Annotated in this window: 27 protein-coding genes and 1 tRNA gene; 9 read left to right on the top strand and 19 right to left on the bottom strand. The window is 58.5% G+C overall.

The annotated features are described in order from the left end of the window. Positions 1–43: 43 nt before the first annotated feature. Genes EJA71_RS02520 through EJA71_RS02505 form a run of 4 tightly spaced genes read right to left on the bottom strand, consistent with a single transcriptional unit; the run spans position 44 to position 4,198 of the window. Complete coding sequence (locus EJA71_RS02520; protein WP_158954016.1) at positions 44–2,140, bottom strand: DUF6311 domain-containing protein; 2,097 nt, start codon at positions 2,138–2,140, stop codon at positions 44–46. Continuing rightward, complete coding sequence (locus EJA71_RS02515) at positions 2,137–2,523, bottom strand: GtrA family protein (protein WP_158954014.1); 387 nt, start codon at positions 2,521–2,523, stop codon at positions 2,137–2,139. Before EJA71_RS02515 ends, EJA71_RS02520 begins: the two co-directional genes overlap by 4 nt. Further along, a complete protein-coding gene (locus tag EJA71_RS02510; RefSeq protein ID WP_158954012.1) occupies positions 2,520–3,230 on the bottom strand; it encodes a bifunctional 2-polyprenyl-6-hydroxyphenol methylase/3-demethylubiquinol 3-O-methyltransferase UbiG in 711 nt (236 codons plus the stop codon). The genes EJA71_RS02515 and EJA71_RS02510 overlap by 4 nt, the downstream gene beginning before the upstream one ends. A 2-nt stretch (positions 3,231–3,232) precedes the next feature. Continuing rightward, entirely contained in the window at positions 3,233–4,198 is a 966-nt protein-coding gene (locus EJA71_RS02505; RefSeq protein WP_158954011.1) for a glycosyltransferase family 2 protein, read from the bottom strand. Between the two features lie 278 nt (positions 4,199–4,476). Here EJA71_RS02505 and EJA71_RS02500 point away from each other — a divergent pair, with 278 nt between their 5' ends. Continuing rightward, a complete protein-coding gene (locus tag EJA71_RS02500; RefSeq protein WP_064119674.1) occupies positions 4,477–4,668 on the top strand; it encodes a DUF1508 domain-containing protein in 192 nt (63 codons plus the stop codon). A gap of 231 nt (positions 4,669–4,899) precedes the next feature. Here EJA71_RS02500 and EJA71_RS02495 read toward each other — a convergent pair. The 5 genes from EJA71_RS02495 to dapA all read right to left on the bottom strand — a co-directional run bounded on the left by EJA71_RS02495 (position 4,900) and on the right by dapA (position 8,594). After that, positions 4,900–4,989: transfer RNA gene (locus EJA71_RS02495), tRNA-Ser, on the bottom strand. An 83-nt stretch (positions 4,990–5,072) separates the two neighbouring features. Beyond that, entirely contained in the window at positions 5,073–5,786 is a 714-nt protein-coding gene (purC, locus tag EJA71_RS02490) for a phosphoribosylaminoimidazolesuccinocarboxamide synthase (protein WP_008077821.1), read from the bottom strand. A gap of 28 nt (positions 5,787–5,814) precedes the next feature. Further along, the gene (locus EJA71_RS02485; RefSeq protein ID WP_129390454.1) at positions 5,815–6,576 is read right to left on the bottom strand and encodes an MBL fold metallo-hydrolase; all 762 of its coding nucleotides are present in this window, start codon (positions 6,574–6,576) and stop codon (positions 5,815–5,817) included. A 6-nt stretch (positions 6,577–6,582) separates the two neighbouring features. Next, the gene (gene bamC, locus EJA71_RS02480; RefSeq protein ID WP_158954009.1) at positions 6,583–7,698 is read right to left on the bottom strand and encodes an outer membrane protein assembly factor BamC; all 1,116 of its coding nucleotides are present in this window, start codon (positions 7,696–7,698) and stop codon (positions 6,583–6,585) included. Between the two features lie 17 nt (positions 7,699–7,715). Continuing rightward, entirely contained in the window at positions 7,716–8,594 is an 879-nt protein-coding gene (gene dapA / locus EJA71_RS02475) for a 4-hydroxy-tetrahydrodipicolinate synthase (RefSeq protein ID WP_158954007.1), read from the bottom strand. Positions 8,595–8,922: 328 nt separating this feature from the next. Between dapA and EJA71_RS02470 the strand changes: the two genes are divergently transcribed. Together EJA71_RS02470 and EJA71_RS02465 are read left to right on the top strand one after the other, a co-directional pair. After that, a complete protein-coding gene (locus EJA71_RS02470) occupies positions 8,923–9,483 on the top strand; it encodes a glycine cleavage system protein R (RefSeq protein ID WP_008077813.1) in 561 nt (186 codons plus the stop codon). A gap of 10 nt (positions 9,484–9,493) precedes the next feature. Continuing rightward, positions 9,494–9,967, top strand: a complete 474-nt coding sequence (locus EJA71_RS02465) for a peroxiredoxin (protein WP_158954005.1) — start codon at positions 9,494–9,496, stop codon at positions 9,965–9,967. Positions 9,968–10,104: 137 nt separating this feature from the next. On the opposite strand, the gene EJA71_RS02460 is transcribed toward EJA71_RS02465, so the two are convergent. Both EJA71_RS02460 and EJA71_RS02455 read right to left on the bottom strand, forming a co-directional pair. After that, complete coding sequence (locus EJA71_RS02460) at positions 10,105–11,175, bottom strand: AI-2E family transporter (protein WP_158954003.1); 1,071 nt, start codon at positions 11,173–11,175, stop codon at positions 10,105–10,107. Between the two features lie 32 nt (positions 11,176–11,207). Next, positions 11,208–11,447: a sulfurtransferase TusA family protein gene (locus EJA71_RS02455; protein ID WP_158954001.1), complete on the bottom strand. Its 240-nt coding sequence runs from the start codon at positions 11,445–11,447 to the stop codon at positions 11,208–11,210. Positions 11,448–11,545: 98 nt separating this feature from the next. On the opposite strand from EJA71_RS02455, the gene EJA71_RS02450 reads away from it, so the two are divergent. Next, positions 11,546–12,979 (top strand): M48 family metalloprotease, encoded by a 1,434-nt coding sequence (locus EJA71_RS02450; protein WP_158953999.1) that lies wholly within the window; start codon positions 11,546–11,548, stop codon positions 12,977–12,979. Between the two features lie 79 nt (positions 12,980–13,058). Here the strand turns inward: EJA71_RS02450 and EJA71_RS02445 are convergent, their stop codons facing one another. The 4 genes from EJA71_RS02445 to rpoE all read right to left on the bottom strand — a co-directional run bounded on the left by EJA71_RS02445 (position 13,059) and on the right by rpoE (position 16,873). Then, entirely contained in the window at positions 13,059–14,489 is a 1,431-nt protein-coding gene (locus EJA71_RS02445) for a DegQ family serine endoprotease (RefSeq protein WP_158953997.1), read from the bottom strand. A gap of 210 nt (positions 14,490–14,699) precedes the next feature. Continuing rightward, entirely contained in the window at positions 14,700–15,665 is a 966-nt protein-coding gene (locus EJA71_RS02440; protein WP_158953995.1) for a MucB/RseB C-terminal domain-containing protein, read from the bottom strand. An 8-nt stretch (positions 15,666–15,673) separates the two neighbouring features. After that, a complete protein-coding gene (locus tag EJA71_RS02435; protein WP_122591684.1) occupies positions 15,674–16,261 on the bottom strand; it encodes a sigma-E factor negative regulatory protein in 588 nt (195 codons plus the stop codon). A 30-nt stretch (positions 16,262–16,291) separates the two neighbouring features. Then, on the bottom strand, positions 16,292–16,873 hold the full coding sequence (gene rpoE / locus EJA71_RS02430; RefSeq protein WP_003172477.1) for an RNA polymerase sigma factor RpoE: 582 nt from the start codon (positions 16,871–16,873) through the stop codon (positions 16,292–16,294). A gap of 558 nt (positions 16,874–17,431) precedes the next feature. On the opposite strand from rpoE, the gene nadB reads away from it, so the two are divergent. After that, positions 17,432–19,048 (top strand): L-aspartate oxidase, encoded by a 1,617-nt coding sequence (gene nadB, locus EJA71_RS02425; protein ID WP_158953992.1) that lies wholly within the window; start codon positions 17,432–17,434, stop codon positions 19,046–19,048. On the opposite strand, the gene EJA71_RS02420 is transcribed toward nadB, so the two are convergent. Together EJA71_RS02420 and EJA71_RS02415 are read right to left on the bottom strand one after the other, a co-directional pair. Next, on the bottom strand, positions 19,017–19,469 hold the full coding sequence (locus tag EJA71_RS02420) for a protein YgfX (RefSeq protein WP_158953990.1): 453 nt from the start codon (positions 19,467–19,469) through the stop codon (positions 19,017–19,019). The two genes, nadB and EJA71_RS02420, sit on opposite strands and share 32 nt — an antisense overlap. Next, positions 19,453–19,707, bottom strand: coding sequence for a succinate dehydrogenase assembly factor 2 (locus EJA71_RS02415; protein WP_007911418.1), 255 nt, complete (start codon positions 19,705–19,707; stop codon positions 19,453–19,455). The genes EJA71_RS02420 and EJA71_RS02415 overlap by 17 nt, the downstream gene beginning before the upstream one ends. 150 nt (positions 19,708–19,857) lie before the next feature. On the opposite strand from EJA71_RS02415, the gene EJA71_RS02410 reads away from it, so the two are divergent. Together EJA71_RS02410 and EJA71_RS02405 are read left to right on the top strand one after the other, a co-directional pair. Then, entirely contained in the window at positions 19,858–20,799 is a 942-nt protein-coding gene (locus tag EJA71_RS02410) for a folate-binding protein YgfZ (RefSeq protein ID WP_158953988.1), read from the top strand. Between the two features lie 34 nt (positions 20,800–20,833). Then, positions 20,834–21,655: an HDOD domain-containing protein gene (locus EJA71_RS02405; RefSeq protein WP_158953986.1), complete on the top strand. Its 822-nt coding sequence runs from the start codon at positions 20,834–20,836 to the stop codon at positions 21,653–21,655. A gap of 106 nt (positions 21,656–21,761) precedes the next feature. Here the strand turns inward: EJA71_RS02405 and EJA71_RS02400 are convergent, their stop codons facing one another. Then, complete coding sequence (locus tag EJA71_RS02400) at positions 21,762–23,147, bottom strand: sensor histidine kinase (protein ID WP_158953983.1); 1,386 nt, start codon at positions 23,145–23,147, stop codon at positions 21,762–21,764. After that, positions 23,140–23,811 carry a response regulator gene (locus EJA71_RS02395; RefSeq protein WP_007898613.1) on the bottom strand — a complete coding sequence of 224 codons (672 nt, stop codon included), beginning with the start codon at positions 23,809–23,811 and terminating at the stop codon, positions 23,140–23,142. The genes EJA71_RS02400 and EJA71_RS02395 overlap by 8 nt, the downstream gene beginning before the upstream one ends. A 236-nt stretch (positions 23,812–24,047) precedes the next feature. Here EJA71_RS02395 and EJA71_RS02390 point away from each other — a divergent pair, with 236 nt between their 5' ends. Together EJA71_RS02390 and EJA71_RS02385 are read left to right on the top strand one after the other, a co-directional pair. Continuing rightward, the gene (locus EJA71_RS02390; protein WP_158953981.1) at positions 24,048–25,340 is read left to right on the top strand and encodes an OprD family porin; all 1,293 of its coding nucleotides are present in this window, start codon (positions 24,048–24,050) and stop codon (positions 25,338–25,340) included. 52 nt (positions 25,341–25,392) lie between these two features. Then, positions 25,393–26,370: a tripartite tricarboxylate transporter substrate binding protein gene (locus EJA71_RS02385; RefSeq protein ID WP_158953979.1), complete on the top strand. Its 978-nt coding sequence runs from the start codon at positions 25,393–25,395 to the stop codon at positions 26,368–26,370. Positions 26,371–26,421: the final 51 nt, after the last annotated feature.

Below are 26,421 nucleotides of genomic sequence, written 5' to 3'. Positions count from 1 at the left end.
AGTGTAGAAAGCCCTTGGGGGCGGCGTCCATCGCCATGACGCATCAATTCACCGACAGACGCTTGAGCCCCACACCCATGACCCGCGCATCATCGTTGACGCCCAATTGCTCGGGGCTGATCGCGTCGGGCAATTGCAGTTCGAGGGTCAGCCGATCATCGTCGACCAAGTGCCGGCGGATCGACGCGCTGATCGGGATTTCCAGTTGATTGCCGTGCAATTGCGTCAGACGAGTGACCAGTACCTGCTCACCGTTCAGGCTGACCACGACGCGTTGCGCGGGATGTTGGGGCGGCACAAACGCCATGACCTCGAGCACGATCGAACGCGCCTGAGGCGTCACACGCAAGTCAATCTGCGCCCGCCGCCCCTGCGACCACGTCCCCCAGTTTTCCGGGATGGACCAGCCACTGACCAGTTGCCGCTGCGTGTAATTGAACGTCAGCGTCTGCCCGGGACGCATCAGCACAAGCGGTGACATCTGTCTCCCTTCATCGTGCATGGGCAAGCATTGTGCACAACGCTTCCAGCCCGGCGCCAACACCACAAGGCCATCGACCCGGGTCAGCAGATCGGTTTCACTGTTGACGTTTCTGGCGGCCTCCGCCAATACACTATCGTCGATTACGTACAGTGAATCGGCGTAGTACTGCCCTGACCCGAGCATGTCCTGCGCGTTCTGCCGGGCCCGGTTTGTCGCTTTGGTGCTCATGCGCCCCAGATAAACAGCGTCGGTTTTCAAACCATGGGTCGCAGCAAAATCGGCAATCACTTGCCAACGCGGGGATTGATTCTCGGGCATCAGGCTACGGATGTTGGGATAATGTGCCGCCGCACTCGCCCAGAACGGGTCAACCATCGGACTTGCCCAGACTGATGAAGGTGTGAGCATTTTGCTTTGACGCAAGCCCATCCAGCCATTGCGCGTGTCGACGATCTGAACCGCTAGCGCCACCAGCAGGAACGTGACGACAAGCCGTGGCCGAAAACCGCGCACCAACAAAAAAATCACCAGCAGAATCAGCGCATACAGCACCGGCCAGAACATCCGGCCCGATGCGCGAAAAATACTCGCCAGATTGAGCGCAAAGTCCGGCAACGGATAACTGAAGGTCTGCGCCCCGACACCGATCTGGTTCGACAGTGCAAACAGCCATAACCCGGCCAATGCCAGCATCAACCAGGCTCGCCCACGCAACTCATCCTTCAATGGCTGCCGATCCCTCAACCAAGCGAATATTGCCAGCGGCACCAGCAACAGCACACCCAATCCCGGGTAGTTGAACCCCTCATAATCACCGCCAGCTTTTGGCAGGTCGGGCAAAATCAACGACCATCCCGCGGGATCAAGGGGTGACAACAGGTTCATCCGGTACACACCAAAGCCGCCCGACTTCACTCCATCCGTAATGGCGAAGTAACCAACCTGCCAGCAACACATGCTGACCAATGCAAAAAGCATCACCCCCTCAATCAGCGCCTGACGCCAAGTCAGTTTCTGGCTGGATGTTTTACCCAGCAGATCCGCCACCCAGATCAACGCAACCATTGCCAGCAGGTAAGCGTGCACCGTGGCCGTCAACGCCAACAACGCCCCCCACGCCAGCTTGCGTCGATACAAATTCGGCAGCACAGCCAGATACAACGCCGCCAGAATCAGAAAATGTCCGGCAAGGGAAAGGTGCGCGCCCATGCGCAGAAACATCGGTGGAGAAAACACCAGCAACCCGCAACCCAATAAGCGGATCAGCGGATTGCGGGTCATCAATCCGATCAGTTTCCAGGCGAACCAGGCTTGCAGAATGAAACACGCCAGCAACCAGAAACCAAAGTACTGAAAAGTCTGGGGCAGCCATGCATTGAACGGTTTGAACACCAGCGCCAGCAGCGGATTGGAGTCGGAAAAAATGATTGAGCTGCCTAGCTCCAGACCGTAAGACGGATTGAGACCGAGCGGAAATGTCCAAGGTGAATGTCGGAAAAACTCCCAACCCAGGTAATGCGTGGCCGGATCGCCCTGCTCCAGCCAAGCGATATTCTGCGGATCCAGCGCTTGTGGGCCAATCACGTAGAAGAACGCCAGCACACCCAGGAGCAGAGGCAGCAGAGACATCGCTGGAAGGTGCCGTGAATCCTTCATCGATACGTCCAGAAATTATGCAAAACAAAGGTGAAGGCCGGGATAGTCAGTGCCACCGCAACAATCCCCAACAGATAATTCAACCCGGCCAGCTGCGCCACCCAGGCGACAAACATTGCCAATAGAAAGCCGCACGCCGACACCAGCAGAAAACGCATCAAGGTTCTGCCACGCAACCGTGCCGAGAAACTCCAGGTGGTATTGATCAGATAGGACACCACTGTCGCCACGGCGAACGCCACGCCGTTGGCAACAGGCGGCTGCGGGCTGACGAAGTTGATGAACAGCACCGCGACCAGCGCATGCAAAGCCGTGACAAACAACCCCGTCACGGCAAAGCGCAAACCGCGCTGGATCAGCGCTGATTTTTCTGTTGAGGTCACGGTTTTTGCGCCAGCACGAACACACTCAAACCAGCCAGTCGGTTCATGCCCATCAACGGCAGTTCCAGGCTGCACAGGGTTTTCAGTGTGCGGTTCACCAGTGGGTGATGACGTTTGAGTTGCGAGCGCGGTGTATGCGCTTGCGAGCCCTGTGGCAACAACCGTAACGCCGCTGCGATCGGGAACACCGCACCAAAATAATAAGCGCCGCGTTGCACCGTCAGACCGGCATCGCGGGCCAGTGTTTCGAATTGCGTCAGGGTGTAGCGGCGCTTGTGCTCAAGGAAGTCATCGTGACCGCTCCAGAGAAACTGAAACGCCGGCACCGTCATCAGAAAGCGGCTGCTGGACGGCACCTTGTCGACGTACATCCTGAGCAGACCGAGGTCGTCATCAACATGCTCCAGCACATCCATCAGCAGCACCAGATCGGCGTCGAGAGCCTCTATGTCGCGGCGGTAATGCACCGGTTTGCCAGCGGTCATCGCGCTGGAGTCGGCTGGGTAACTGATATCGACGCACCATGCTTCCTGCGCGGCTGTATACGTCAGCAGGTGGTGCGAGAAAAATCCGGAACCGGCGCCCACGTCGAGAATTCGCCTGATCGGTGCATCTCCTAGCAAACGCTTGGTGGCCGCCGCTTTTGAGCAGTAATACCAATGATCGTTGATGCTGTCGCCGAGGATGTCGGTTTCCTTGAGATCCATGTTCAGTCCTTCGGGTCGTAAACGCGACGCACCAGAAAAACCGGTCGGCGTTTCGCTTCAATATAGGTACGGCCCAGGTATTCACCGAGTACTCCGATGCCGATCAATTGCAAACCTCCGAGAAACGTCACGGCGACCATCAATGAGGCATAGCCGGGTAGATCGATTCCAGAGATCAACGTGCGTACGACAATGAAAATCGCAAAGGCAAAAGACACCAGCGAGACCAACGCGCCCACATACGTCCACACACGCAGCGGTTCCGTGCTGAAACTGGTGATGCCTTCCAAAGCGAAGTTCCACAGCCGCCAGCCGTTGAATTTGCTCTGCCCGGCCACACGCTCGGGGCGCTCGTAATCGACGTAAGTGGTGCGGAAGCCGACCCAGGCAAACAGGCCTTTCATGAAACGCCGAGACTCGGGCAAGGTCAGCAACGCATCGACCACGCAGCGATCCATCAGGCGGAAGTCGCCGACATTTTCCGGCAGAGGCTGTTCGGCAATTCTGTTGTGCAGGCGATAGAACCAATGGGCCGACTTCTGTTTGGCCCAGGTGTCGCTGCGGCGGCTGACGCGGTGGCCGAGCACGACTTCATAGCCTTCGCGCCAACGCTCGATCATCTGCAGGATGACTTCCGGCGGATCCTGCAGATCCGCATCGATCGGCACGACGATCTGCCCGGTCGCCATCTGCAAACCGGCGGACAGCGCCGCTTCCTTACCGAAATTACGGCTCAGATCGACGATGCGCATACGCGCATCCTGCTGCTGATGCTCAAGCAGAAGCTCCAACGTTGCATCGGTGCTGCCGTCGTTGACGAATACCAGCTCAAGATCGATCAGCGTTTGCTTCTGAAAGACTTCATTGATGCGCAGCAGAAACGTTTTGAGGCTGTCTTCTTCGTTAAAAACGGGAACCACCAGCGATAACGTCACCTGCCCGGCCTGTTGCGATCCGTGCTCAGTCAAAGGAGTGCTCTTTTTATAGTGTTTGTTCGGTCATCGAACTATTTCCGATGCCATGAGCCGTCCCGTATTAAGCAGTAGCGTCGCCCGTGTTGCAAGCGTCAGCCGGCGTCATATTGGCCAATCCAGACGCCTATTGCTGCGCTCTAGCTCGCGGTTCTCGGAAACAATTGCCAACGATTGGATACAAATGACCGATAGCCAAAAAAGCCTCCTGCGCTAGGCTTGCTTCGAGGCGCCACACAGGCTGTCGCACATAAAAATCGCATGGAGCGAACTGAATGTATTTCGAGATTTACAGGCAATCCAGAGGCACCCCGAGCACAGGCAAAGGGCAATGGCGCTGGAGGCTGAGGGCAGGCAATCACGAGACCATCGCCAGTGGCGAGTCGTACGTGAACAAGGCGGATTGCTTGCATGTGATCGAGTTGATCAAGGCTGTGCAGGGGGAGACGCCGGTTAAGGAGATTTGACCGATAGAGTGAATGTCTCGACGAACGGGGTGATGTAACTCTGAGTAAATGCAAAAGCCCCACAAGTTTGTGCCTGTGGGGCTTTTCTATACTCGGTGTGAACGGACATCAACTACGGTATCCAAGGAGTTATCGCACTGAATACCAAAAAATGACGACGACGCTCACACGTTTCCGCCTGAAAGCAAAAAAGCCCCGTAGCTTCTCAGCTACGGGGCTTTTTCTATGTAATGGCGGAGAGATAGGGATTCGAACCCTAGGTACCGGTGAAGGTACAACGGATTTCGAATCCGTCCCATTCGGCCACTCTGGCATCTCTCCAACGGCGCGCATCATAACAACACTTTTACCGAAAGCAAACCCTCTTTCGAAAATTTGTTCGTGCTATCAGATGCTTGCGTCGATTAAAGCGGTACGCCCAGACGATTGGCGACTTCTTCGTAGGCTTCGATGACGTCACCGAGGCCTTGGCGGAAGCGGTCTTTGTCCATCTTCTTCTTGGTGTCCTTGTCCCACAGACGGCAGCCGTCCGGGCTGAACTCGTCGCCCAGGACGATGGAACCGTCGCTGAACACGCCGAATTCAAGTTTGAAGTCGACCAGCAGCAGGCCAGCGTCGTCGAACAGTTTGGTCAGGACTTCGTTGACCTTGAGAGACAGTTCTTTCATGCGAACCAGTTGCTCGGCGGTGCCCCAACCGAATGCCACGACATGGGATTCGTTGATGAACGGGTCGCCTTTGGCGTCGTCCTTGAGGAACAGTTCGAAGGTGTAAGGGTTGAGCTTCAAGCCTTCTTCGACACCCAGACGCTTGACCAAGCTACCAGCAGCGTAGTTACGCACGACGCACTCGACCGGGATCATGTCGAGTTTCTTGACCAGCACTTCGTTGTCGGCCAGCAGTTTGTCGAATTGGGTCGGAATGCCGGCCGCTTCGAGTTTCTGCATGATGAAGGCGTTGAACTTGTTGTTGACCATGCCTTTGCGGTCAAGCTGCTCGATGCGCTTGCCGTCGAACGCCGAAGTGTCGTTGCGAAACAGCAGGATCAAGCGGTCAGCGTCGTCGGTCTTGTAAACCGATTTGGCTTTGCCGCGGTAGAGTTCTTCACGTTTTTCCATGATGGGCTCCGCTTGCTAAGTAGGTGGGCTAGGCGATGTGGCGCCAGTCGAGCCCTGAATCTTGATCGGCCAGTTGCAGCCAGTCCGGGTCGCACCCGAGGGTGTCGACAAAACATTGCCGGGCCAGCTGCGGCATGTTGTTCTTGCTGCTCAGATGAGCCAGAACCAGGTGTTGCAAACCTTGCCAGCCCAACTCGGACACCAGGAATGCCGCCTGATGGTTGTTCAAATGTCCCAGCTCGCCGCCCACCCGCTGCTTCAGAAAGTACGGGTAATGACCACGCGCCAGCATGTCACGACAATGATTGGACTCGATCATCAACGCATCGAGATCCCGATAACCGTCCAGCACCCGCTCGCAGTAGGAACCCAGGTCGGTCAGCAGGCCGAAACGCCGCTGTTCGTGATCACTGAAGACATACTGGGTCGGTTCCTGCGCATCGTGGGCCACGGCAATGACCCCGATGTTCAGTGCGCCGATCTGCAGTTGCTCGCCGCCGGCCAGAAAGCCTGCGGGTTCAATCGGTTTGCGCATCCCGCGCAGTGTGCCGCGACTGAGGTAGACCGGTAGATTGTAGCGCCGAGACAGCAAACCCACGCCATGCACGTGGTCGGCATGTTCGTGGGTTACGAGTATCGCGCTCAATTGCGCCGGGTTCACACCCAGGCGCAACAGGCGTTTTTCGGTTTCCCGCAGGGAAAAACCACAATCCACCAGCACATACGTATCAGCACTGGCGATCAGCGTGCCGTTCCCTTGGCTACCGCTGCCGAGAACGGCAAAACGCATGGTTGATCAGCCCAGGTTGTCCTGAATCACGCTCAACACTTTGCGTGCCACTTCAGCCGGCGCGACGGTGTTGATGTTTTTCTCGACGGTCACCTGAATGTTCTCGCCAACCTTGCTCAGGCGAACCTGATAACGCTCGGCACGGGCTTCAACTTCTTCCTTGCTCGGCGCACTGCCGAACAGGCTGCTGAAGAAACCAGGCTTGTCGTCTTTCTTCTCGGCTTTTTCGGCCAGGTTGATGTAGTACAGGCCCAAGCTGCGGTTGATGTCTTCAACACGCCATTCGCCTTGTTCCAGTGCACGGCCAACGCTCGACCAAGCGCGGTCAAGATCGGTACCGACGTTCAACACCGGGTTGCCGCTGCCGTCTTCGCTGAGGCTGACACGGCTCGGCGTATCGAAATCACGCGAGGCCAGCATCGACACCGAACCGCCCTTCTCGGAGATCCGGCTCATGCTCGCGAGCATGTCGTCGACCAGTGCTGCGTCCAGGCCAGTGTTGACCGAACGGTTGGTGAATTCGACGTCGGCAGTGCTGCCGGCAGGACGTTCGGCGCTGACCACGTAGATTTCGCTGGTGTTGCGCTGCACGCCCGGCTCGATCCGCACACGCACGCGGGCTTCGCTGTCGCTGGCGATACCGGCTGCGCTCAGGCGCTTGGCCATGGACGCGGACAGTTCGTCGGAATGCTGCCAGGTGGTGGTGAATTCGCCGGTTTGCGGGCGCTGTTCATCCAGACGGAAACCGTTGTCCTGGAAGAACTGCACGGCCACTGGCCAGACTTCGGCCGGTGGATGCTGGGCAACTACCCAACGCGAATCACCGCTCTTCTGCAGCGAGTAATCGCTGGCATCGGCAACCGCCGACAACGGTTGAGGACGCGGAACAATGTATTCGCCCGTAGCGGTGTCATCAGCAACGTTACGCGGGATCGGCAACAGCGGATCCAGACGCTTGGACGTGCTGACCTCCGGTGGCAGTTGCATCGGTGCAGTCTGTTGCGCTTGCAGGTAATCACTACCACGGTCGCGGAAATAACCTTCCGGCCCCCAGACCCATCCGCAGCCACTGGTGCTGGAGATAATCAAGGCAAGTGCGGAAAGTCCGGCCATTCGCTTCATGCGTTGTACTTCCTCAATTAAACCAGGACGCTGCATTGGCGCAGGGCCGAACGCAGCGTTTCATGACAAGGTGTGCTCAGCCAGGTCAGTGGCAGGCGGATGCCTTCGTGCATCAGGCCCATTTCAACCAAAGCCCACTTCACTGGAATCGGGTTGGCTTCGATGAACAGGTCTTTGTGCAGCGGCATCAGTTTTTCGTTGATGGCCCGTGCGGTGTCAGCGTCGCCCTTGAGCGCGGCCTCGCACAGATCGGCCATTTCGCGCGGCGCGACGTTGGCGGTCACGGAGATGTTGCCTTTGCCACCCAGCAGGATCAGCTCGACAGCGGTCGGATCATCGCCGGACAGCACGACGAAGTCCTTGCTGACGCCGTCGATGATCGCTTTGGCGCGTTTCAGATCGCCGGTGGCTTCCTTGATCCCGATGATGTTCGGCACGGTGGACAGGCGAATCACGGTTTCGGCCTGCATGTCGCACGACGTGCGGCCCGGAACGTTGTACAGAATCTGCGGAATGTCGACCGCTTCAGCGATGTGCTTGAAGTGCTGGTACAGACCTTCCTGAGTCGGCTTGTTGTAGTACGGAACCACCAGCAGGCAGGCATCGGCGCCGGCTTCTTTGGCATTGCGGGTCAGCTCGACGGCTTCTCGGGTCGAGTTGGCGCCAGTGCCGGCGATGACCGGAATGCGCCCGGCAACCTGTTTGACCACGGCTTTGATGACGGCGATGTGTTCTTCTACATCAAGGGTTGCCGACTCGCCGGTAGTACCGACCGCGACAATGGCATGGGTGCCGTTCTTGAGATGGAAGTCCACGATTTTGCTGAGGCTGTCCCAGTCAAGACGCCCTTGTGCATCCATGGGAGTGACCAGTGCCACCATACTGCCCGCAATCATGAAACCGCTCCTGCCGGAAAAAGAGAGCGGTAATGGTACTGGCGCCAAGATGCTTGCACAAGCGAAGTACTGCGCCGCCGCCATTCCCCTTGGCCGCGCTTTTCGCTACCCTTCAGACTTTGATCGGTACCGATCAGCTTGTACGCCGGGTTCCAGCCTCCCTTTTCGGCCTCCCAGACCCCGTTCCTGCGTCGCATCGACGCGCTCCCGCTATAGTGGAGCGAGCCGCGAGCGCTTGCCGGGTCTCTTTGTACGGACAGCCAGAACAGGCACTCCCGGCGGCCAACGTCCGTAACCTACCGACCGCTCATCGCTTTAGGAATGCTGCATGTCCACCCCCACAGTTCGCGAACAATTCCTTGTCATCAGTGCCCTCGGCGCCAACCCCATGGAGCTGACTAACGTCCTGTGCCGCGCCAGCCATGAAAACCGCTGCGCCGTAGTCACTTCCCGCCTGACCCGCCACGGCGAGTGCAGCGCGCTGATCCTCGAGGTCTCCGGCAGTTGGGACGCCCTCGCCCGCCTGGAAGGCAGCCTGCCAAGCCTCTCCAAGAAGCACGCGTTCACTGTCAACGTAGTGCGCAGCGCGCCGCTGGAGAATCGTCCACAGGCCCTGCCTTATGTGGCTTATGTCAGCTCGGCGTATCGCCCGGACATCATCAATGAGCTGTGCCAGTTCTTCATGGACCACAACGTCGAGCTGGAAAACCTGACCTGCGACACCTATCAGGCACCACAGACCGGCGGCACCATGCTCAACGCCACGTTCACCGTGACCCTGCCGGCCGGCACCCAGATCAGTTGGCTGCGCGACCAGTTCCTCGACTTCTCCGACGCGATGAACCTGGACGCACTGATCGAGCCTTGGCGCCCACAGAACCCAATGTAAGGAAGCTTTCATGGCCGTTGTCATCGACCAACCAGTTGCCGATTTCTCAGCCCCTGCCACCAGCGGACAGACCGTCAGCCTGTCTGCCCTGAAGGGCAAACAAGTGGTGATCTACTTCTATCCGAAGGACAGCACCCCGGGCTGCACGACTCAGGGTCAGGGCTTCCGTGATCAACATGAAGCGTTCAAGGCTGCCAACACGGAAGTCTTCGGCATTTCACGCGACAGCCTGAAGTCCCATGAGAACTTCAAGGGCAAGCAAGCCTTTCCGTTCGAGTTGATCAGCGACAAGGACGAAGCCGTCTGCCAGCTGTTCGACGTGATCAAGTTGAAGAAGCTGTACGGCAAGGAATACCTGGGCGTTGATCGCAGCACTTTCCTGATCGATAAGAACGGTGTGCTGCGTCAGGAATGGCGTGGTGTGAAGGTGCCAGGGCATGTGGATGCGGTTTTGGCTGCGGCTCAGGATCTGAATAAAGCTTGATGTTTCTCTGGTGTCTTCTCTGACGCCATCGCTGGCAAGCCAGCTCCCACAAGGTTTGTGTGCACCGAAAACCCTGTGGGAGCTGGCTTGCCAGCGATGAGGCCCTCTGCCTCACCGAGAGCATCCGGATATAATCGCTATAGCAAAGGCGCCACCGCCGGCTCTTGGCGCGGCCAAGCATCCAGCACAGCCTTGAACAGCGTCGCCAGCGGGATCGCGAAGAACACCCCCCAAAATCCCCACAACCCGCCGAACAACAGCACCGCACAGATGATTGCCACCGGGTGCAGGTTGACTGCCTCCGAGAACAGCAGCGGCACCAGCACGTTGCCATCCAGTGTCTGGATGATCCCGTAGACCGCCATCAGATAGATGAACTGATCACTCCAGCCCCACTGGAACAGTGCAATCAGCAGCACCGGTACGGTCACCACCACAGCCCCGACATACGGCACCACCACCGACACGCCGACCAACAATGCGAGCAACGCCGCGTAGTTGAGCCCGAGCGCAACAAACGCGATGTAGGTCACGCCACCACAAATCACGATTTCGATGACTTTGCCACGAATGTAATTGGCGATCTGCCGGTTCATTTCCTGCGCGACACGGGTGATTAGCGCACGTTCACGCGGCAGGTAACCCCGCACCCACCGGCCGATCATCGCCCGATCCTTGAGGAAGAAGAACACCAGAATCGGCACCAACACCAGATAGATCATGATGTTGACCAGCAGCGGCAGACTCGACAGCGAAAACGTCAGTGCCCACTGGCCGAACTTGCCAATCTCGCCGCGCGCCGCCTCGATGGCTTGCAGCACTTGCTCGTCAGAGACCAGATGCGGATAACGCTCCGGCAGCAATAACAGCAGCGATTGCCACTTGGCGAGCATGCCCGGCAGTTCGTTGAACAGCGTGATCAACTGGTGCCAGAGCAACGGCAGCACCACAACGATAAACAGCAGCAACACGCCCATGAACAGCGCAAACACCAACCCAACCGCCGCTCCACCCGGCACCCGCAGGCGTTCGAGGGTGACGACTAATCCTTGCATCAGGTAGGCCAGCACCATCCCTGCCAGCACCGGCGCAAGCATGCCGCCGAGCGTTAAAACGGCGGTAAAGGCAAGAATTAGCAGCACTGCCAGCACCACCGCTTCTTCATCGGAGAAGTAGCGCTGAATCCAGTCGCGTAACACTTTGAACATCAATAATCCTTAGGTTTTGTACGCTGCAGTTCTCAGGCTTTTTTCAACCAGTAACGGTAAACGCCCGCCTCGTCTTCTTCGAGCAGCAGCGTATGACCGGCCAATTTGGCAAAGGTGCGGAAGTCGCGTTGAGAGCCGGCATCCGTGGCGATCACCTTGAGTACCGCGCCGCTTTGGAGTTTGTTCAGCTCCATTTTTGCCTTGAGCAATGGCAACGGACAATTCAGGCCACTGGCGTCCAGTTCAACGTCATGGGCTACAGCGTCAGTCATTGCGTCACTCCGGTTCGGGTCATCGAGCTGCCTAGAATATCTGGTCGCAAGCCCGGTGTCCGGCTACAGTAAGGTCTTTGTCTTCTAAGGCTTTGTGCATGACTTTTCTGCGCCCTACCCTGCTGACGCTCGCTTGCCTGCTCGCCTCACCGGGCTTTGCCGACGATCTGCCGTCACTTGGCGACGCCAGTTCTGCCATTGTCTCGCCGCAACAGGAATATCAGCTCGGTCGTGCCTGGTTGGCCATGTTGCGCAGCCAGGTCTCACAACTCAATGATCCGCAGCTCAAGGACTACGTCGAGTCCAGCGTTTATAAGCTGGTCGAAACCAGCCAGGTCACTGACCGGCGCCTTGAGTTCATCCTGATCAACAGCCCGCAGCTCAACGCCTTCGCGGCACCGGGCGGGGTGGTTGGGGTCAACGGCGGTCTGTTCCTCAACGCACAAACTGAGGGCGAATACGCTTCGGTACTGGCACACGAATTGGCTCACTTGTCGCAACGCCACTTTGCTCGTGGCGTAGAGGCTTCGCAGCGCATGCAGGTGCCGATGATGGCCGCGTTGCTGGCCGGGATCGTCATTGCTGCGGCCGGTGGCGGTGATGCCGGGATCGCGACCATTGCCGGGACTCAGGCTGCGGCCATTCAGTCACAACGAACCTTCTCCCGCCAAAACGAACAGGAAGCCGACCGCATCGGCATCCTCAATCTGGAAAAGGCCGGATACGATCCGCGCTCGATGCCGACGATGTTCGAACGCCTGATGCGTCAGTATCGTTTCGACGCCAAGCCGCCGGAATTTCTGTTGACTCACCCGGTGACCGAATCGCGTATTGCCGACACCCGCAACCGCGCCGAACAAGCCAAACCGGGCGGTATCGAAGACTCCAAGCGCTATCAACTGATTCGCGCACGTGTGCAACTGATCTACGAAGAAACCCCAGGCCTGGGCGCCAAGCGCTTCCGTGCACAACTGGATGAAAACCCGAAGAATGACGTGGCGCGTTACGGGCTGGCGATTGCGCAAATCAAGGGCGGACAGTTGAACGAGGCGCGCGAGAACCTCAAGCAATTGCTGGCGACCTCACCGAACGAAATCATCTATAACCTCGCCCAGGTCGATCTCGACATCACCAATAATCGCCTGCCTGATGCGCAGTCGCGGGTAGACCGGATGCTCGCACAGTATCCCGGCAACTATCCGCTGAATCAGGTGCGCGTCGATCTGTTGCTCAAACAGAATCGCGCCGCCGATGCCGAGAAGGCGCTGGAAGGTTTGCTCAAATCACGCCCGGATGATCCGGACGTCTGGTATCAGGTCGCCGAGACGCGTGGCTTGTCGGGGAACATTATCGGTCTGCATCAGGCGCGTGCCGAATACTTCGCGCTGGTTGGCGATTATCGTCAGGCGATTCAGCAGCTCGATTTTGCCAAGCGCAAGGCTGGCAGCAACTTCCCGCTGTCCTCGCGGATCGATGCCCGTCAGCGTGAACTGATGGAGCAGGAACGCATGATCAAGGACATGATGGGCTAAGTTTTTATTGGCGCTGGAAAAGCTTCAGGCATAAAAAACCGCCTCATTCGAGGCGGTTTCTTTTTACCCTACCGCTGGATTATTCAGCCAGTTTGAAGGTGATGAAGCTGGCACGGCCTTGACGCAGAACGCGCATCGACACCGAACGGTTCTTCGGCAGCGCCTTGGCGATTTCACCGAACTCCTTGGTGGAACCGATGGCCTGGTTGTTCAGGTGTGTGATCACATCACCTGGCTGCAGACCGATCAGTGCTGCCGGACCGTCCTGCACTTCCTTGATCACCACACCACCTTTGAGGTCGTAGGTTTTCTTCTGCTCGGCGGTCAGCTCGCTCACCGAAACACCGAGGCGATTACTGGTGCTCTCCGCGCCGGACTTCGGCAGTGCATCCAACTCTTTGTCTTCGTCCGGGATCGCGCCAACCGTCAGTTCGACGTTCTTGCGCTTGCCTTCACGAATCACTTCCAGATTGGCTTTGGCGCCAGCCTTGAGTGCACCGACCAGATGCGGCAGGTCAGCAGACATAACGATCGGCTGGCCATTCATGCTCAGGATCACGTCGCCGACTTGTAGACCGCCCTTGGCAGCAGGACCGTCATCCTGAATCTGCGCCACCAGCGCACCGGCTGGTTTGTCCAGACCAAACGACTCGGCCAGATCCTTGTTCACTTCCTGGATCACCACGCCCAGCCAGCCACGGCTGACTTTGCCGCCGCTCTTCAGTTGATTGGATACGTCCATCGCCACGTCGATCGGAATCGCGAACGACACGCCCATGAAGCCACCGGAACGGGTGTATATCTGCGAGTTGATGCCGACCACTTCACCGTTCAGGTTGAACAGCGGACCACCGGAGTTGCCCGGATTGATCGGCACGTCGGTCTGGATGAACGGCACGTAGTTTTCGTTCGGCAGGCTACGACCGACGGCACTGACGATGCCTTGAGTCACCGTGTGATCAAAGCCAAATGGCGAACCGATCGCGACGACCCACTGGCCGGCTTTCAGGTCCTGGGATTTGCCGAGCTTGAGCACCGGCAGATCCTTGCCTTCGATTTTCAACAGCGCAACGTCGGAACGCGGATCAGTGCCGATCAGCTTGGCTTTCATTTCACTGCGATCTGCCAGGCGAACGAGGATTTCGTCGGCATCGGCAATCACATGGTTATTGGTGAGGATGTAACCGTCCGGGGAAATGATGAAGCCCGAACCCAGCGATTGCGCTTCACGCTGACGATCGCCGCGTGGGGAGCGCTGTTGAGGCGGCATGCCGCGCTCGAAGAACTCGCGCAGCATCGGCGGCAAACCTTCGAGATCAGGCATCTGCTGATTCACTTTGCGATCCGGCAGCTTCTGCGTGGTACTGATGTTCACGACCGCAGGTGAGGCTTGCTCGACCAGTTGGGTGAAATCAGGCAGATCGGCTGCTTGCGCAGCAGGAATCGCCTGACCGAGCAGCAGCACAGTGGCGAAGATGGAGAGATAAGACTTCAAGCTAGGTATCGACATACAGCTCCCGTTACGACGAGCAGGGTTAAGCGATATGGAGCAAGGAACACCGGAAACCACCGACCGGCATTTTTGTTCCGGGAACAACAAACAAGGCCAGAGCCGTGAGGCTCTGACCTATAAAAAATTTTCGGGGGATTTGCAAATGAAAATGCTCAGCAAACATTTCATCTACGTCTCTAATAAGAGGTGGAAATGACTGAAATCAGCTCACTGCTTGCTGGTTGCAGCGCCATCGTTGTTGCGCATGGACAAGGCAATTCGCTCGGCGGTACCGATCGGAATTTCGCCGACTACGGTCACCATCATTTCACCTTGCGGCGTGGTCAGACGACGTGAAACAGCGACGGTCGGACCCAGCTGCGTCCGTGTATCGGTAACGGTTGCCCCGTTCAGCGGCTCCAGGAAAACCGAGAAACGTGCCAAACCATCGTCGTACATCAGGCTGTTGACCTGAGTCTTGGTTTCCGGGTCTTTGTGCGAAGTGCTGCTGGTCAGTTCGAAACCCGGCGGCAGCCAGTCCGAATGCCAGACCTGAGCCGTCTTCACCGCAGAAGCCTTGTCACTATCAAGCGTGATGGGCTTGCAGTCGGCATCGGCCAGCAGATCCTTGTCAGAAGGAACTTCATCGGTATCGAGACTGGTGAACTGGAAACGTTCGAGCAACTGCCCTTTGTCATTCAACAGCAACGACTTCAAGGGCAGACCGGTCTGTTTGTCCAAATGCAGTTCGAAACCATACCGGTGCTGATCACGCGGCGTCAGCGATACGATCACCGCATCACGCCCGGCCACACGCGAATTGCCAATGACGGCAAGGTCATACCAATTTTTCAGCTTTTTGGGATCGAGAGGACGAGCGGCAGAGTTGGGAGAATCCCCTAGCCCGGCAATCAGAGTGCCACTGACGCATTGAGTATGCCCATCAATGCGCACGACTTCCTGTGCCGAACCGTCGAGCTGGAGTAAACGCTCGCGGACCTCGCCATTCTGGACACGATGCCAGATGTTGTGGGTAGAAAAACTACCGTTACGCTCGTAAACGAAGGTGCCGTGAAAGCTTTGCTGCTGCTCGGCCTGGCCCAGACGGATCAACCAGTCTTGGGCCTCGTCGGCGTGGGCTGGAACAATGAACCAGCCACTGAGCAGAAGCGAAAGTAGAGGTATGGCGCGCATGATCCTCCTTAGCGGTTTTCCAGGCTTGCTGCACGTGCGTATGGCAGCGCGCTTTCAGTACCTTTCAGTGCAGCCTGTTGAGCATGTTGGCGCAAGTAACCTGGCAGACGCTGATCGTGCCAGCCTGGTTGACCTTGCAGTACGCCGTTGGCCATAGGGCCAGTGGCTTCCGAACTCTCACTATAGCCTGCCAGAACAGCCGGACCTTTGACCTGTGGTGTGGCCAAAGTAGGCTGGTTGGTTTGCTGAGCCAGTTCAACACCAGCGATCTCGTCCTGGTTGTACAGGCGGACACCGGCCAGAACGGCAACAGTCACCGACGCTGCTACAGCCAGACGGCCAAGGTTACGCCATGGGCTGCGCGATACTTTGGCTGGCGCTGTTTCGTCTTCCAGTGCAGCAGATACTGCCGCAGCGATATCCAGACGTGGCAGCAGCAGATCCTTGTGCATGGCTGCCCGAGCGATCTGGTAACGAGCCCAGGTCTCACGGGTATCAACATCATCCAGTGCGCTGAGCACTCGACGCAATTCCAGTTCGTCCGCTTCGTTATCCATCACTGCGGACAGCGATTCCTGCAGGGCTTCACGACTCATGGCGTTCCTCTCTTGGCTGTCGCCGCTGTCTCAGTTTTCCTGCAACAACGGCTGCAGGGCTTTATCGATGGCCTCCCGAGCGCGGAAAATCCGGGAGCGCACGGTACCCACCGGACACTGCATGACGCTCGCAATGTCCTCGTAACTCAGACCATCGAATTCACGTAAAGTTAACGCCGTACGCAAATCCTCTGGCAGTTGCTGGATGGTTCGATGGACGGTGCCTTCGATCTCATCCCGCAGCAGTGCACGTTCTGGTGATTCGAGATCCTTGAGGCCGTGATCGCCGTCGTAGAACTCTGCATCTTCTGAACTTACATCACTGTCCGGCGGCCGACGGCCGCGGGAAACCAGGTAGTTCTTTGCCGTGTTAATGGCAATACGGTACAGCCACGTATAAAACGCACTATCGCCGCGAAAGTTTCCAAGTGCTCGATACGCCTTGATAAAGGCTTCCTGAGCCACGTCCTGGGCTTCATGGGTGTCGTGCACGAAACGCACGATCAACCCGAGAATCTTGTGCTGATACTTCAGCACCAACAGATCGAAAGCTCGCTTGTCGCCGCGTTGAACGCGCTCGACCAGCTGCTGATCCTCTTCCTGGGTTAGCATGAACACTCCTCGATAAGCCCGGAGGAGACTTGCATAACTAAACGACCAGACTTGCAAACATAGACTCGGGCTTTTCGCAAAAGTTCTCCCCCTCCAAGCAAGTTTCCTGCGGGCTCTGATTTGGCACGCACGAAAAACGCAGCGCGGGATAAACCGGCTGCGCGAATAATCTTGTTATCGGTTTCGCCGGCAGGAACCCAACCACAGATTCCGCACTGAAGCCGATACTGTCCCTTGTTTCTGGCACGACCTATTGATCTTGGGCCTTTGGCAAAAGTTCCAATTATTTATAGCCGCACCTCACCGACATTGGGCGACACCGTGTAGAAAAACGCTGTTTCAGCCGCGATACAGTGCTCTTCTCCCTGAACGGGCGAAAAAACCTTCCGACGAATCACCCGGTTTTTTCCGACACAGTAGTTTCACAATGCCATATGTGGTCGGCTATTGTGCCGCCCTACCCCTCTATATACTAGTGGGCTGTGTGGCTGTCTTGACTCGCCGATCCAGCTGTCTTGCGCCACCCCCGACCCGGGTCGCTTTGAGCGGAATCCTGTAATGAGCCAACAATTCCAACATGATGTTCTGGTCATAGGCAGCGGTGCTGCCGGTTTGAGTCTCGCGCTGACCCTGCCAGGTCATTTGCGCATTGCCGTATTGAGCAAGGGCGATCTCGCCAACGGTTCGACCTTTTGGGCCCAGGGCGGCGTCGCTGCCGTACTGGATGACACTGACACTGTCGAATCTCACGTCGATGACACCCTGAACGCCGGCGGTGGCCTGTGCCATGAAGACGCCGTGCGCTTCACCGTCGAGCACAGCCGTGAAGCCATCCAGTGGCTGATCGACCAAGGCGTGCCGTTCACCCGTGACGAACAGTCCGGCACTGAAGATGGCGGTTTCGAATTCCATCTGACCCGCGAAGGTGGCCACAGCCATCGGCGCATCATCCACGCTGCCGATGCCACCGGCGCGGCCATTTTCAAGACCTTGCTGGCCCAGGCCAAAGAGCGTTCGAACATCGAACTGCTGGAACAGCGGGTCGCCGTTGATCTGATTACCGAAAGACGCCTGGGGCTTGAGGGCGACCGCTGCCTCGGCGCTTACGTGCTCAATCGCAAAACCGGCGAAGTCGACACCTACGGCGCGCGCTTCGTGATTCTGGCCTCGGGCGGTGCAGCCAAGGTCTACCTCTATACCAGCAACCCCGACGGCGCTTGCGGCGACGGCATCGCCATGGCCTGGCGTTCCGGCTGCCGGGTGGCGAACCTGGAATTCAACCAGTTCCACCCCACTTGCCTCTATCACCCGCAAGCAAAAAGCTTCCTTATTACTGAAGCCCTGCGCGGCGAAGGCGCTCATTTGAAGCTGCCCAATGGCGAGCGCTTCATGTATCGCTTCGACAAGCGCGCCGAACTGGCACCGCGCGACATCGTCGCCCGCGCCATCGACCATGAAATGAAGCGTCTGGGCATCGACTGCGTTTACCTCGACATCAGCCACATGCCCGAGGAATTCATCAAGTCTCACTTCCCGACAGTGTATGAGCGCTGCCTCGGCTTCGGCATCGATATCACCAACCAACCGATTCCGGTCGTACCAGCGGCGCATTACACCTGCGGCGGCGTCATGGTCGATCAGCACGGTCGCACTGACGTGCCGGGCCTGTACGCGATTGGCGAAACCAGTTTCACCGGCCTGCACGGCGCCAACCGCATGGCCAGTAATTCTTTGCTGGAATGCTTCGTTTACGCCCGTTCAGCCGCCGCCGACATTCTCGCCCAACTCGACGTTATTACCGCGCCCAACGCCCTGCCCGTCTGGGATGCCAGCCAGGTCACCGACTCCGATGAAGACGTGATCATTGCGCACAACTGGGATGAGCTGCGCCGATTCATGTGGGACTACGTGGGCATCGTGCGCACCAACAAACGCTTGCAGCGGGCTCAACACCGCGTGCGCTTGTTGCTGGACGAGATCGATGAGTTCTACAGCAACTATAAAGTCAGCCGCGACCTGATCGAATTGCGCAACCTCGCTCAGGTCGCTGAATTGATGATCAACTCAGCGATGGAGCGCAAGGAAAGTCGCGGCCTGCATTTCACCCTCGACTATCCGGACATGTTGCCCGAGGCGCTCGACACTATTCTGGTGCCGCCCACCTACGTCGGCTGAACTTGAGCCGCACTCGCAGGCGTCGATGCACATCGGCGACCTGCGAATCTCGCGGCACGCAGATCGACCTGACTCGCCATTCCCCGCGCAAACGAAAGCGCAACACCACGATCAACGGCAGCGCCAGGCTGTCCGGCCTCAACTGCACGGATTGCCAGCCATTGGCCTGATTCCACAACTGCCAGCCATCGGCATCGCGGCGCAATCCACAAAAAGCCTTGGGGTGATTCAGCAGAATCTGCCGAGGCATCACCCAAAGCCCATGAAGCAGACAGGCAAAAGCCCCGAGCAGGCTGGCCCAGAGTGGAATCGAAAGCAGAAAAAGCGCACCCAATGCGAACGCCTGGGCCAACAGATACGCCGCCAGCAACTGCCGTGAGGCATGCCAGCGGCATTCGAACGTATTACTTGGGCTGGACACGGTCCAGAATCATGCGAACCATGCGCTGCAGTTCCGGATCTTCAGACTCGCTGCGCTCCATGAACCAACCGAACATGTCCTGATCCTCGCACGTCAGCAGACGCACATACAGATCGCGATCCACCTGGTTCAACGTCGCGTAAACCTCCTGTACGAACGGCACCAGCAACACGTCAAGCTCAAGCATGCCGCGACGGCTGTGCCAAAAGAGGCGATTCAGTTCAACTTGTTCGACCATGGGGCCCTCCTCAAATTTGGCGGCAAGTATACAGTGCCGACGCGGGCCGCACAGTCGGCTTTGGTCGGGCACCTCCGATCCTTTATCAACTACCCATTTCAACCCTGCCCCCTTATGATGTGCCCCAGTCTATTTACCCTGCGATGACCCATGGCCGATTCTGCTTTTTTCTGCACCCTGTCTCATGAAGGCGTTCTCGCGGTTCGCGGCGCGGATGCCGGAAAATTCCTGCAAGGCCAGTTGACCTGCAACCTCAATTACCTCAGCGACAGCCGCGCCAGCCTTGGCGCCCGCTGCACGCAGAAGGGCCGGATGCAGTCGAGTTTCCGCATTCTGCTCGAAGGTGACGGCGTCGTTCTGGCGATGGCCAGCGAGTTGCTGGAACCGCAATTGGCGGACCTGAAAAAATACGCAGTGTTCTCCAAATCGAAACTGACCGACGAAAGCGCTGCCTGGGTGCGCTTTGGTCTGGTGCAAGGCGATGCCGCCCTGAGCTGCCTCGGTCTGGATTTGCCGGTCGATACCGACAGCGTCGTGCGCCATGAAGGTCTGATCGCCATTCGTGTCTCGCCGGATCGCGCCGAACTCTGGGTGCCTACCGATCAGGCAGACGCCATCAAATCCACACTCGCCGTAACACTGCCGGAAGGCGAACTGAACCAATGGCTGCTGGGCCAGATCCGCGCCGGTATCGGTCAGGTCATGCCGAGCACCCGCGAGCTGTTCATTCCGCAGATGCTCAACCTGCAAGCCGTCGGCGGCGTGAGTTTCAAGAAAGGCTGCTACACCGGCCAGGAAATCGTCGCGCGCATGCAGTACCTCGGCAAACTCAAGCGCCGCCTGTATCGCCTGAGCCTCGACTCGACTGATTTGCCGGAGCCGGGCACGCAATTGTTTGCACCCAGCCACAACAGTTCGATCGGCGAAGTGGTGCTGGCCGCCAAGGCCGGGCAAAACATTGAACTCCTGGCGGTGCTGCAGGCCGAAGCTGCCGAAGCGGGCGATCTGCACCTGGGCACCCTTGAAGGGCCTGCGTTGCAACTGCTCGATTTGCCCTACGAACTGGATCGCGACCGCGAAATCCAGCGTTGATCGCAGCCTTGTTGCAACACCCTAGAGAGTCCAAATGAGCGAACTGGCGGAAAAAGTCCAACAGGATTTGGTTGAGGCCATCGATAACGATGACCTGGTTCTGCCAACGTTGCCGGAAGTGGCCCTGCAAATTCGCAAGGCCGCTGAAGACCCGGAAATCAGCGTCAGCGACCTGAGTAAAGTCATCGGCCGCGACACCGCGCTGTCGGCGCGCCTGATCAAAGTGGTCAATAGCCCTCTGCTGCGCGCCGCCCAGGAAGTGACTGACCTGCACACCGCTATCACCCGGCTGGGCATCAACTACAGCAGCAACCTGGCGATCGGGCTGGTGATGGAGCAGATTTTCCACGCCCGCTCCGACGTGGTCGAGCAGAAGATGCGCGAAGTCTGGCGCAGCAGCCTGGAAATCGCCGGGGTCAGCTACGCGCTGTGCCGCCGTTACACGCAACTCAAACCCGATCAAGCGGCGCTCGGCGGTCTGGTGCATCAAATCGGTGTGCTGCCGATTCTGACGTACGCCGAAGATCACTACGAACTGCTCTCCGATCCAGTCAGCCTCAACCACGTGATCGAGCACATTCATCCGTTGCTCGGTGACAAGCTGCTGCGAGTCTGGGAGTTTCCAGAGCGTCTGGTGGAATTGCCGGGGCGGTATCAGGACTTCAAGCGCGACTCGACGAGCATCGATTACGTCGATCTGGTGCAAGTGGCGAGCCTGTATTGCCACAAAGGCACGGATCATCCTTTTGCGCGGATCGATCCGCTGAGTGTGCCGGCGTTCAGAAAGCTTGGGATCGACCCGGAGAACAAGGCGTTGTGTGCGGATCTGGAAGAATCCCGGACGATGTTTTACTGATCCGAGACCGAGTCGCGCCCTTCGCGAGCGAGCTCGCTCCCACAGGAGAATGCATTTCAATGTGGGAGCGAGCTTGCTCGCGAAGAGGCCATCACTGACGCCACAATCATCCAGCAATAAAACTCACCCGCACCTTCAACCCCGCCTGTTCACCATCGTGCAAAGTGATCTGCGCCAGATGCGCCCGGCAGATCTCGCCGACAATCGCCAAGCCCAGTCCAGACCCCGCCACCTGCTGATTGCGTCGGTAGAACCGTTCGAACACCCGGTCGCGCTCCTCCAGCGGAATCCCCGGCCCGTCATCTTCAACTTCAAGCACCGCCGGCGCCGTCACGCGCAAAATTACATTGCCGCCCGGCGGCGTGTGCGCCAGCGCGTTGTCCACCAGGTTGCTGAGCAATTCGTTGAGCAACGTCGGCTCGCCGCGCAGCCACACTGGCTCGTCTGCCTCTAGCGCCAACGCGACACCGCGCTTGTGCGCCAGTGGCGCCATGGCCATGCCCAGTTCCCGCGCCAACTGACTCAGATCCAGTAATTGCGCGCCGCCCTCGGCAATCGCCCGCGCGCCGTTTTCGACGCGCGCCAGCGACAGCAACTGATTGGCCAGATGGGTCAGACGATCGGTGCTCTGCGCCGAGGACTCCAGGGTCGAGCGCCAGATTTCCGGATCCTGGGAGCGCAAGCCCAACTCAAGCCGCGCCTTGAGCGCCGCCAACGGTGTACGCAACTCATGGGCCGCGTCGGCAATGAACTGCGCCTGCCGTTCAAACTGGCCCCGCAAGCGTTCGGTGAAATGATTGAGCCCGCGCACCAGCGGCCACAGTTCATGCTGCACTTCGACCAATGGCAGCGGACGCAAGTCGTCGGGCTGACGCTCTTCCACCGCTGTGCGCAAGCGCTCCAACGGTCGCAACGCGGCGCTAACCGCAAACCACACCAGCAACAATGCACCAATCGCCAACATGCCCAGACGCAGCAAGGTATCGGCCGCCAGACTGCGGGCCATGCTCACCCGCGCCTCGTCGGTTTCGGCGACGCGGATTTCCGCCATGCCGTTCATATTCGGCTCTGACACGGCTTTGAGCAGGCTGACAACTCGCACGTTCTGACCTTTGTAGGTCGCGTTATAGAAACGCGCCAACGCCGGATAACTGTCGGTGCGCGGCGTGCCGGGCGGCGGGCCGGGGAGGTTTTCGTAGCCGGAAATCAACTTCTGATGGATGTCGTTGACCTGGTAGTAAATCCGCCCGGCGCTGTCGTAGGCGAAGGTATCCAGAGCGACGTAAGGCACGTCGGCGCTGAGGCTGCCATCACGTTGTGACAGGCCCGCTGCGATGGTCCGCGCCGAAGCCAGCAACGTGCGGTCGTACGCCGTGTCGGCAGCTTCGCGGCCATTCCAATAAGCACTCAAACCACTGGCGAGCATCAACACCACCAGTAGCAATGCAAGGTTCCACAGCAAGCGCCAGCGCAGGCTGCTGGGCTTATGCATCGCGGCTTTCCAGCAAATAGCCGAGGCCACGGAAGGTCACGATTGCCACCGGTTGACCGTCGAGTTTCTTGCGCAAACGGTGTACGTAGATTTCGATGGCGTCGGGGCTGGCTTCTTCGTCGAGACCGAACACTTGCGCCGCCAGTTGCTCCTTGCTCATGACCCGGCCGGGACGCGCGATCAGCGCTTCCAGCACGGCTTGTTCGCGTGAGGTCAGCGTCAGTAATTCTTCGCCGAGGGTGAAGCGTCGGGTGTCGAGGTCGTAGGCCAGTACGCCACAGCGCTGCTGGCGTTCGCCGCCGAGCACACTGCGTCGCAGCAAGGCTTTGACCCGCGCTTCCAGCTCAGTCAATTCAAACGGTTTGGCGAGGTAATCGTCGGCGCCGAGATTGAGGCCGTGAACGCGATCTTTCACATCACTGCGCGCGGTCAGCATCAGCACCGGCAGATTTTTCCCACGTGCGCGCAACCGCGCCAGCACCTCGAAACCGTCCATGCGCGGCAGGCCGACGTCGAGGATCGCCACGGCGTATTCCTCGCTACTCAAGGCCAGGTCGGCGGCCACGCCATCGTGCAAGACATCCACGGTCAGACCGGTGCTCTTGAGCGCCTGAGCGACGCTTTCGGCCAGTTGCAGATGGTCTTCGACGAGCAGAACACGCATGGATTTTTACCTCGTTCAGGGATGGCCGACGCCACGCTTTGCCGCGGAGTTTACAGCCGCAACCGCCGCTGTGAAGCCCGAAAACCGTGAAAGTCAGCTGAAAGGTTAGTGAAAGGTTAGCCGGTTAGAGTCGGCCCACGGACAGTCCCGACTGCCGTCGCTGCTGCCACACAGCGCTACGAAAAACGCCATGAAGCGTTTTCGACCAATAAGAACAATAAACGGAGTACACCCGCATGCCGTCCATGCAGCCTCAGGCGTCCACGCCTGTTCGCCCTTCCCGTTTCAGCCACACCGCCCTCGCCAGTGCCGCCGCCCTTGCCGGTTTTTCGCCGCTGAGTTTTGCCGACTTCATTGAAGACAGCAGCGCCACCTTCGAAACCCGCAACATGTATTTCAACCGCGACTTTCGCGATGGCACCAGCGCGCAACAATCCAAGCGTGACGAATGGGCACAAGGCTTCATGCTCAATCTGCAATCGGGCTACACCGATGGCACCGTGGGGTTCGGTGTCGATGCTTTAGGCATGCTTGGCGTCAAACTCGATTCGAGCCCGGACCGCACCGGCACCGGCCTGCTGCCGACCCATGACGACGGGCGCGCAGCGGATGAGTACTCCAAGTTTGGCCTGACCGGCAAAGTGAAAATCTCCGCCACCGAACTGAAAATCGGCAGTCTGATCCCTGAATTGCCGATCCTCAAACCGAACGACGGGCGCATCCTGCCGCAGACGTTTGAAGGCGGCTTGCTGACCTCCAGGGAAATCAAGAACCTGACGTTCACCGGTGGTCGACTGGAGAAAGCCAAGGATCGCGACAGCACGGATTTCGAGGACATCGCCCTCAACAACAAGAACAGCCGCTTTGCTGGCACCGCTGCCGGCAAGCACTTCGATTTTGGCGGCGTGGACTACAAGTTCACCGACAAGATCACCGGCAGTTACCACTTCGCGCAACTCGACGAAGTCTACAACCAGCACTTCTTCGGTCTGGTGGCCTCGCGCCCGATGGGTCCCGGCACTTTCGCCACCGACCTGCGCTTTGCCGTCAGCGATGATCAGGGCGCGGCCCGTGGCGGTGAGATCGACAACCGCTCGCTCAACGGTCTGGTCAGCTACGCGCTGAGCGGCCACAAGTTCAGCGCCGGTTACCAGCACATGTCCGGCGACAGCGCCTTCCCGTATGTCGATGGCAGCGACCCGTATCTGGTCAACTTCGTGCAGATCAACGACTTCGCCGGCGCCGAAGAACGCTCCTGGCAGGCGCGCTACGACTTTGACTTCGCCAAGCTCGGCATTCCTGGCCTGAGCTTCATGAGCCGCTACTTGAGTGGTGACAACATCAAGCTCAAGAACGGCGAAGAAGGCAAAGAGTGGGAGCGCAACACCGAGATCAAATATGTAGTACAAAGCGGCGCCTTGAAGGATGTCGCCGTGCGTTTGCGTAATGCCACTTACCGCTCCAACTACTCGGCTCGCGATGCAGACGAAGTGCGTTTGCTGGTGAGCTACAGCGTCGCTCTCTGGTAGAGCCTGTTGGTAAACAACACGTCGAATAACAACAATGCCCGTGGAGACTGAAATGAACTTATCACTGCGTAAAATGGCACTCGCCGCCAGTTGTGTCCTGTTTGCCGGCCAACTCATGGCCGAACCGAAACGTCCGGAATGTATCGCTCCAGCATCGCCGGGCGGTGGTTTCGACCTGACCTGCAAACTGGTGCAGAGCGCACTGGTCAACGAAAAACTGCTGACCAAACCGATGCGCGTCACTTACATGCCCGGCGGTGTCGGCGCAGTGGCGTACAACGCCGTGGTCGCTCAGCGTCCTGCCGATGCGGGCACGCTGGTGGCGTGGTCGAGCGGTTCGCTGTTGAACCTGGCGCAGGGCAAGTTCGGTCGTTTCGATGAAACCAACGTGCGTTGGTTGGCTGCGGTCGGCACCAGCTACGGCGCCATCGCAGTGAAAAGCGATTCGCCCTACAAGACCCTCGACGATCTCGTTCAGGCGCTGAAGAAAGATCCGAGCTCCGTGGTGATCGGTTCCGGCGGCACCGTCGGCAGCCAGGACTGGATGCAAACCGCCCTGATCGCCAAAGCTGCCGGGATCAACCCGCGTGACCTGCGCTACGTCGCTCTCGAAGGTGGCGGCGAAATCGCGACCGCCCTGCTTGGTGGCCACATCCAGGTGGGCAGTACTGACATCTCCGACTCCATGCCGCACATCCAGAGCGGTGACATGCGCCTGCTCGCGGTGTTCGCCGACAAGCGTCTCGACGAGCCGGAAATGAAAGACATTCCGACCGCTCGCGAACAAGGCTACGACATCGTCTGGCCGGTGGTACGCGGCTTCTACCTCGGGCCAAAAGTCAGCGACGAAGATTACGCCTGGTGGAAAGACTCGTTCGACAAACTGCTGGCCTCCGACGAGTTCGCCAAGCTGCGCGATCAGCGTGAACTGTTCCCGTTCGCCATGACCGGCCCGGAACTGGACACCTACGTGAAGAAGCAGGTCGCGGACTACAAAGTGCTGGCCAAAGAGTTCGGCCTGATTCAGTAACCGTCCCTGCATCCCACGGCCATGTCCCTCATCCGGGGCATGGCCCAGGAG

The sequence above is a fragment of the Pseudomonas sp. PB106 genome (assembly GCF_009764645.1).
Classification (GTDB): Bacteria; Pseudomonadota; Gammaproteobacteria; order Pseudomonadales; family Pseudomonadaceae; genus Aquipseudomonas.
The sequence above is the reverse complement of the archived record's forward strand: the minus strand, read 5'-3'. Positions and strand labels throughout refer to the sequence as shown.

What these genes read in the sequence shown, in the direction of transcription:
- EJA71_RS02405 (WP_158953986.1), top strand. Translation starts at nt 20,834, where the DNA reads ATGAGCGAACTGGCGGAAAAAGTCCAACAGGATTTGGTTGAGGCCATC.
- EJA71_RS02455 (WP_158954001.1), bottom strand. Translation starts at nt 11,447, where the DNA reads ATGACTGACGCTGTAGCCCATGACGTTGAACTGGACGCCAGTGGCCTG.
- EJA71_RS02450 (WP_158953999.1), top strand. Translation starts at nt 11,546, where the DNA reads ATGACTTTTCTGCGCCCTACCCTGCTGACGCTCGCTTGCCTGCTCGCC.
- EJA71_RS02520 (WP_158954016.1), bottom strand. Translation starts at nt 2,140, where the DNA reads ATGAAGGATTCACGGCACCTTCCAGCGATGTCTCTGCTGCCTCTGCTC.
- EJA71_RS02385 (WP_158953979.1), top strand. Translation starts at nt 25,393, where the DNA reads ATGAACTTATCACTGCGTAAAATGGCACTCGCCGCCAGTTGTGTCCTG.
- EJA71_RS02440 (WP_158953995.1), bottom strand. Translation starts at nt 15,665, where the DNA reads ATGCGCGCCATACCTCTACTTTCGCTTCTGCTCAGTGGCTGGTTCATT.
- EJA71_RS02390 (WP_158953981.1), top strand. Translation starts at nt 24,048, where the DNA reads ATGCCGTCCATGCAGCCTCAGGCGTCCACGCCTGTTCGCCCTTCCCGT.
- EJA71_RS02435 (WP_122591684.1), bottom strand. Translation starts at nt 16,261, where the DNA reads ATGAGTCGTGAAGCCCTGCAGGAATCGCTGTCCGCAGTGATGGATAAC.
- rpoE (WP_003172477.1), bottom strand. Translation starts at nt 16,873, where the DNA reads ATGCTAACCCAGGAAGAGGATCAGCAGCTGGTCGAGCGCGTTCAACGC.
- dapA (WP_158954007.1), bottom strand. Translation starts at nt 8,594, where the DNA reads ATGATTGCGGGCAGTATGGTGGCACTGGTCACTCCCATGGATGCACAA.
- EJA71_RS02500 (WP_064119674.1), top strand. Translation starts at nt 4,477, where the DNA reads ATGTATTTCGAGATTTACAGGCAATCCAGAGGCACCCCGAGCACAGGC.
- EJA71_RS02445 (WP_158953997.1), bottom strand. Translation starts at nt 14,489, where the DNA reads ATGTCGATACCTAGCTTGAAGTCTTATCTCTCCATCTTCGCCACTGTG.
- EJA71_RS02465 (WP_158954005.1), top strand. Translation starts at nt 9,494, where the DNA reads ATGGCCGTTGTCATCGACCAACCAGTTGCCGATTTCTCAGCCCCTGCC.
- EJA71_RS02460 (WP_158954003.1), bottom strand. Translation starts at nt 11,175, where the DNA reads ATGTTCAAAGTGTTACGCGACTGGATTCAGCGCTACTTCTCCGATGAA.
- EJA71_RS02395 (WP_007898613.1), bottom strand. Translation starts at nt 23,811, where the DNA reads ATGCGTGTTCTGCTCGTCGAAGACCATCTGCAACTGGCCGAAAGCGTC.
- EJA71_RS02470 (WP_008077813.1), top strand. Translation starts at nt 8,923, where the DNA reads ATGTCCACCCCCACAGTTCGCGAACAATTCCTTGTCATCAGTGCCCTC.
- bamC (WP_158954009.1), bottom strand. Translation starts at nt 7,698, where the DNA reads ATGAAGCGAATGGCCGGACTTTCCGCACTTGCCTTGATTATCTCCAGC.
- EJA71_RS02400 (WP_158953983.1), bottom strand. Translation starts at nt 23,147, where the DNA reads ATGCATAAGCCCAGCAGCCTGCGCTGGCGCTTGCTGTGGAACCTTGCA.
- nadB (WP_158953992.1), top strand. Translation starts at nt 17,432, where the DNA reads ATGAGCCAACAATTCCAACATGATGTTCTGGTCATAGGCAGCGGTGCT.
- purC (WP_008077821.1), bottom strand. Translation starts at nt 5,786, where the DNA reads ATGGAAAAACGTGAAGAACTCTACCGCGGCAAAGCCAAATCGGTTTAC.
- EJA71_RS02510 (WP_158954012.1), bottom strand. Translation starts at nt 3,230, where the DNA reads ATGGATCTCAAGGAAACCGACATCCTCGGCGACAGCATCAACGATCAT.
- EJA71_RS02410 (WP_158953988.1), top strand. Translation starts at nt 19,858, where the DNA reads ATGGCCGATTCTGCTTTTTTCTGCACCCTGTCTCATGAAGGCGTTCTC.
- EJA71_RS02485 (WP_129390454.1), bottom strand. Translation starts at nt 6,576, where the DNA reads ATGCGTTTTGCCGTTCTCGGCAGCGGTAGCCAAGGGAACGGCACGCTG.
- EJA71_RS02415 (WP_007911418.1), bottom strand. Translation starts at nt 19,707, where the DNA reads ATGGTCGAACAAGTTGAACTGAATCGCCTCTTTTGGCACAGCCGTCGC.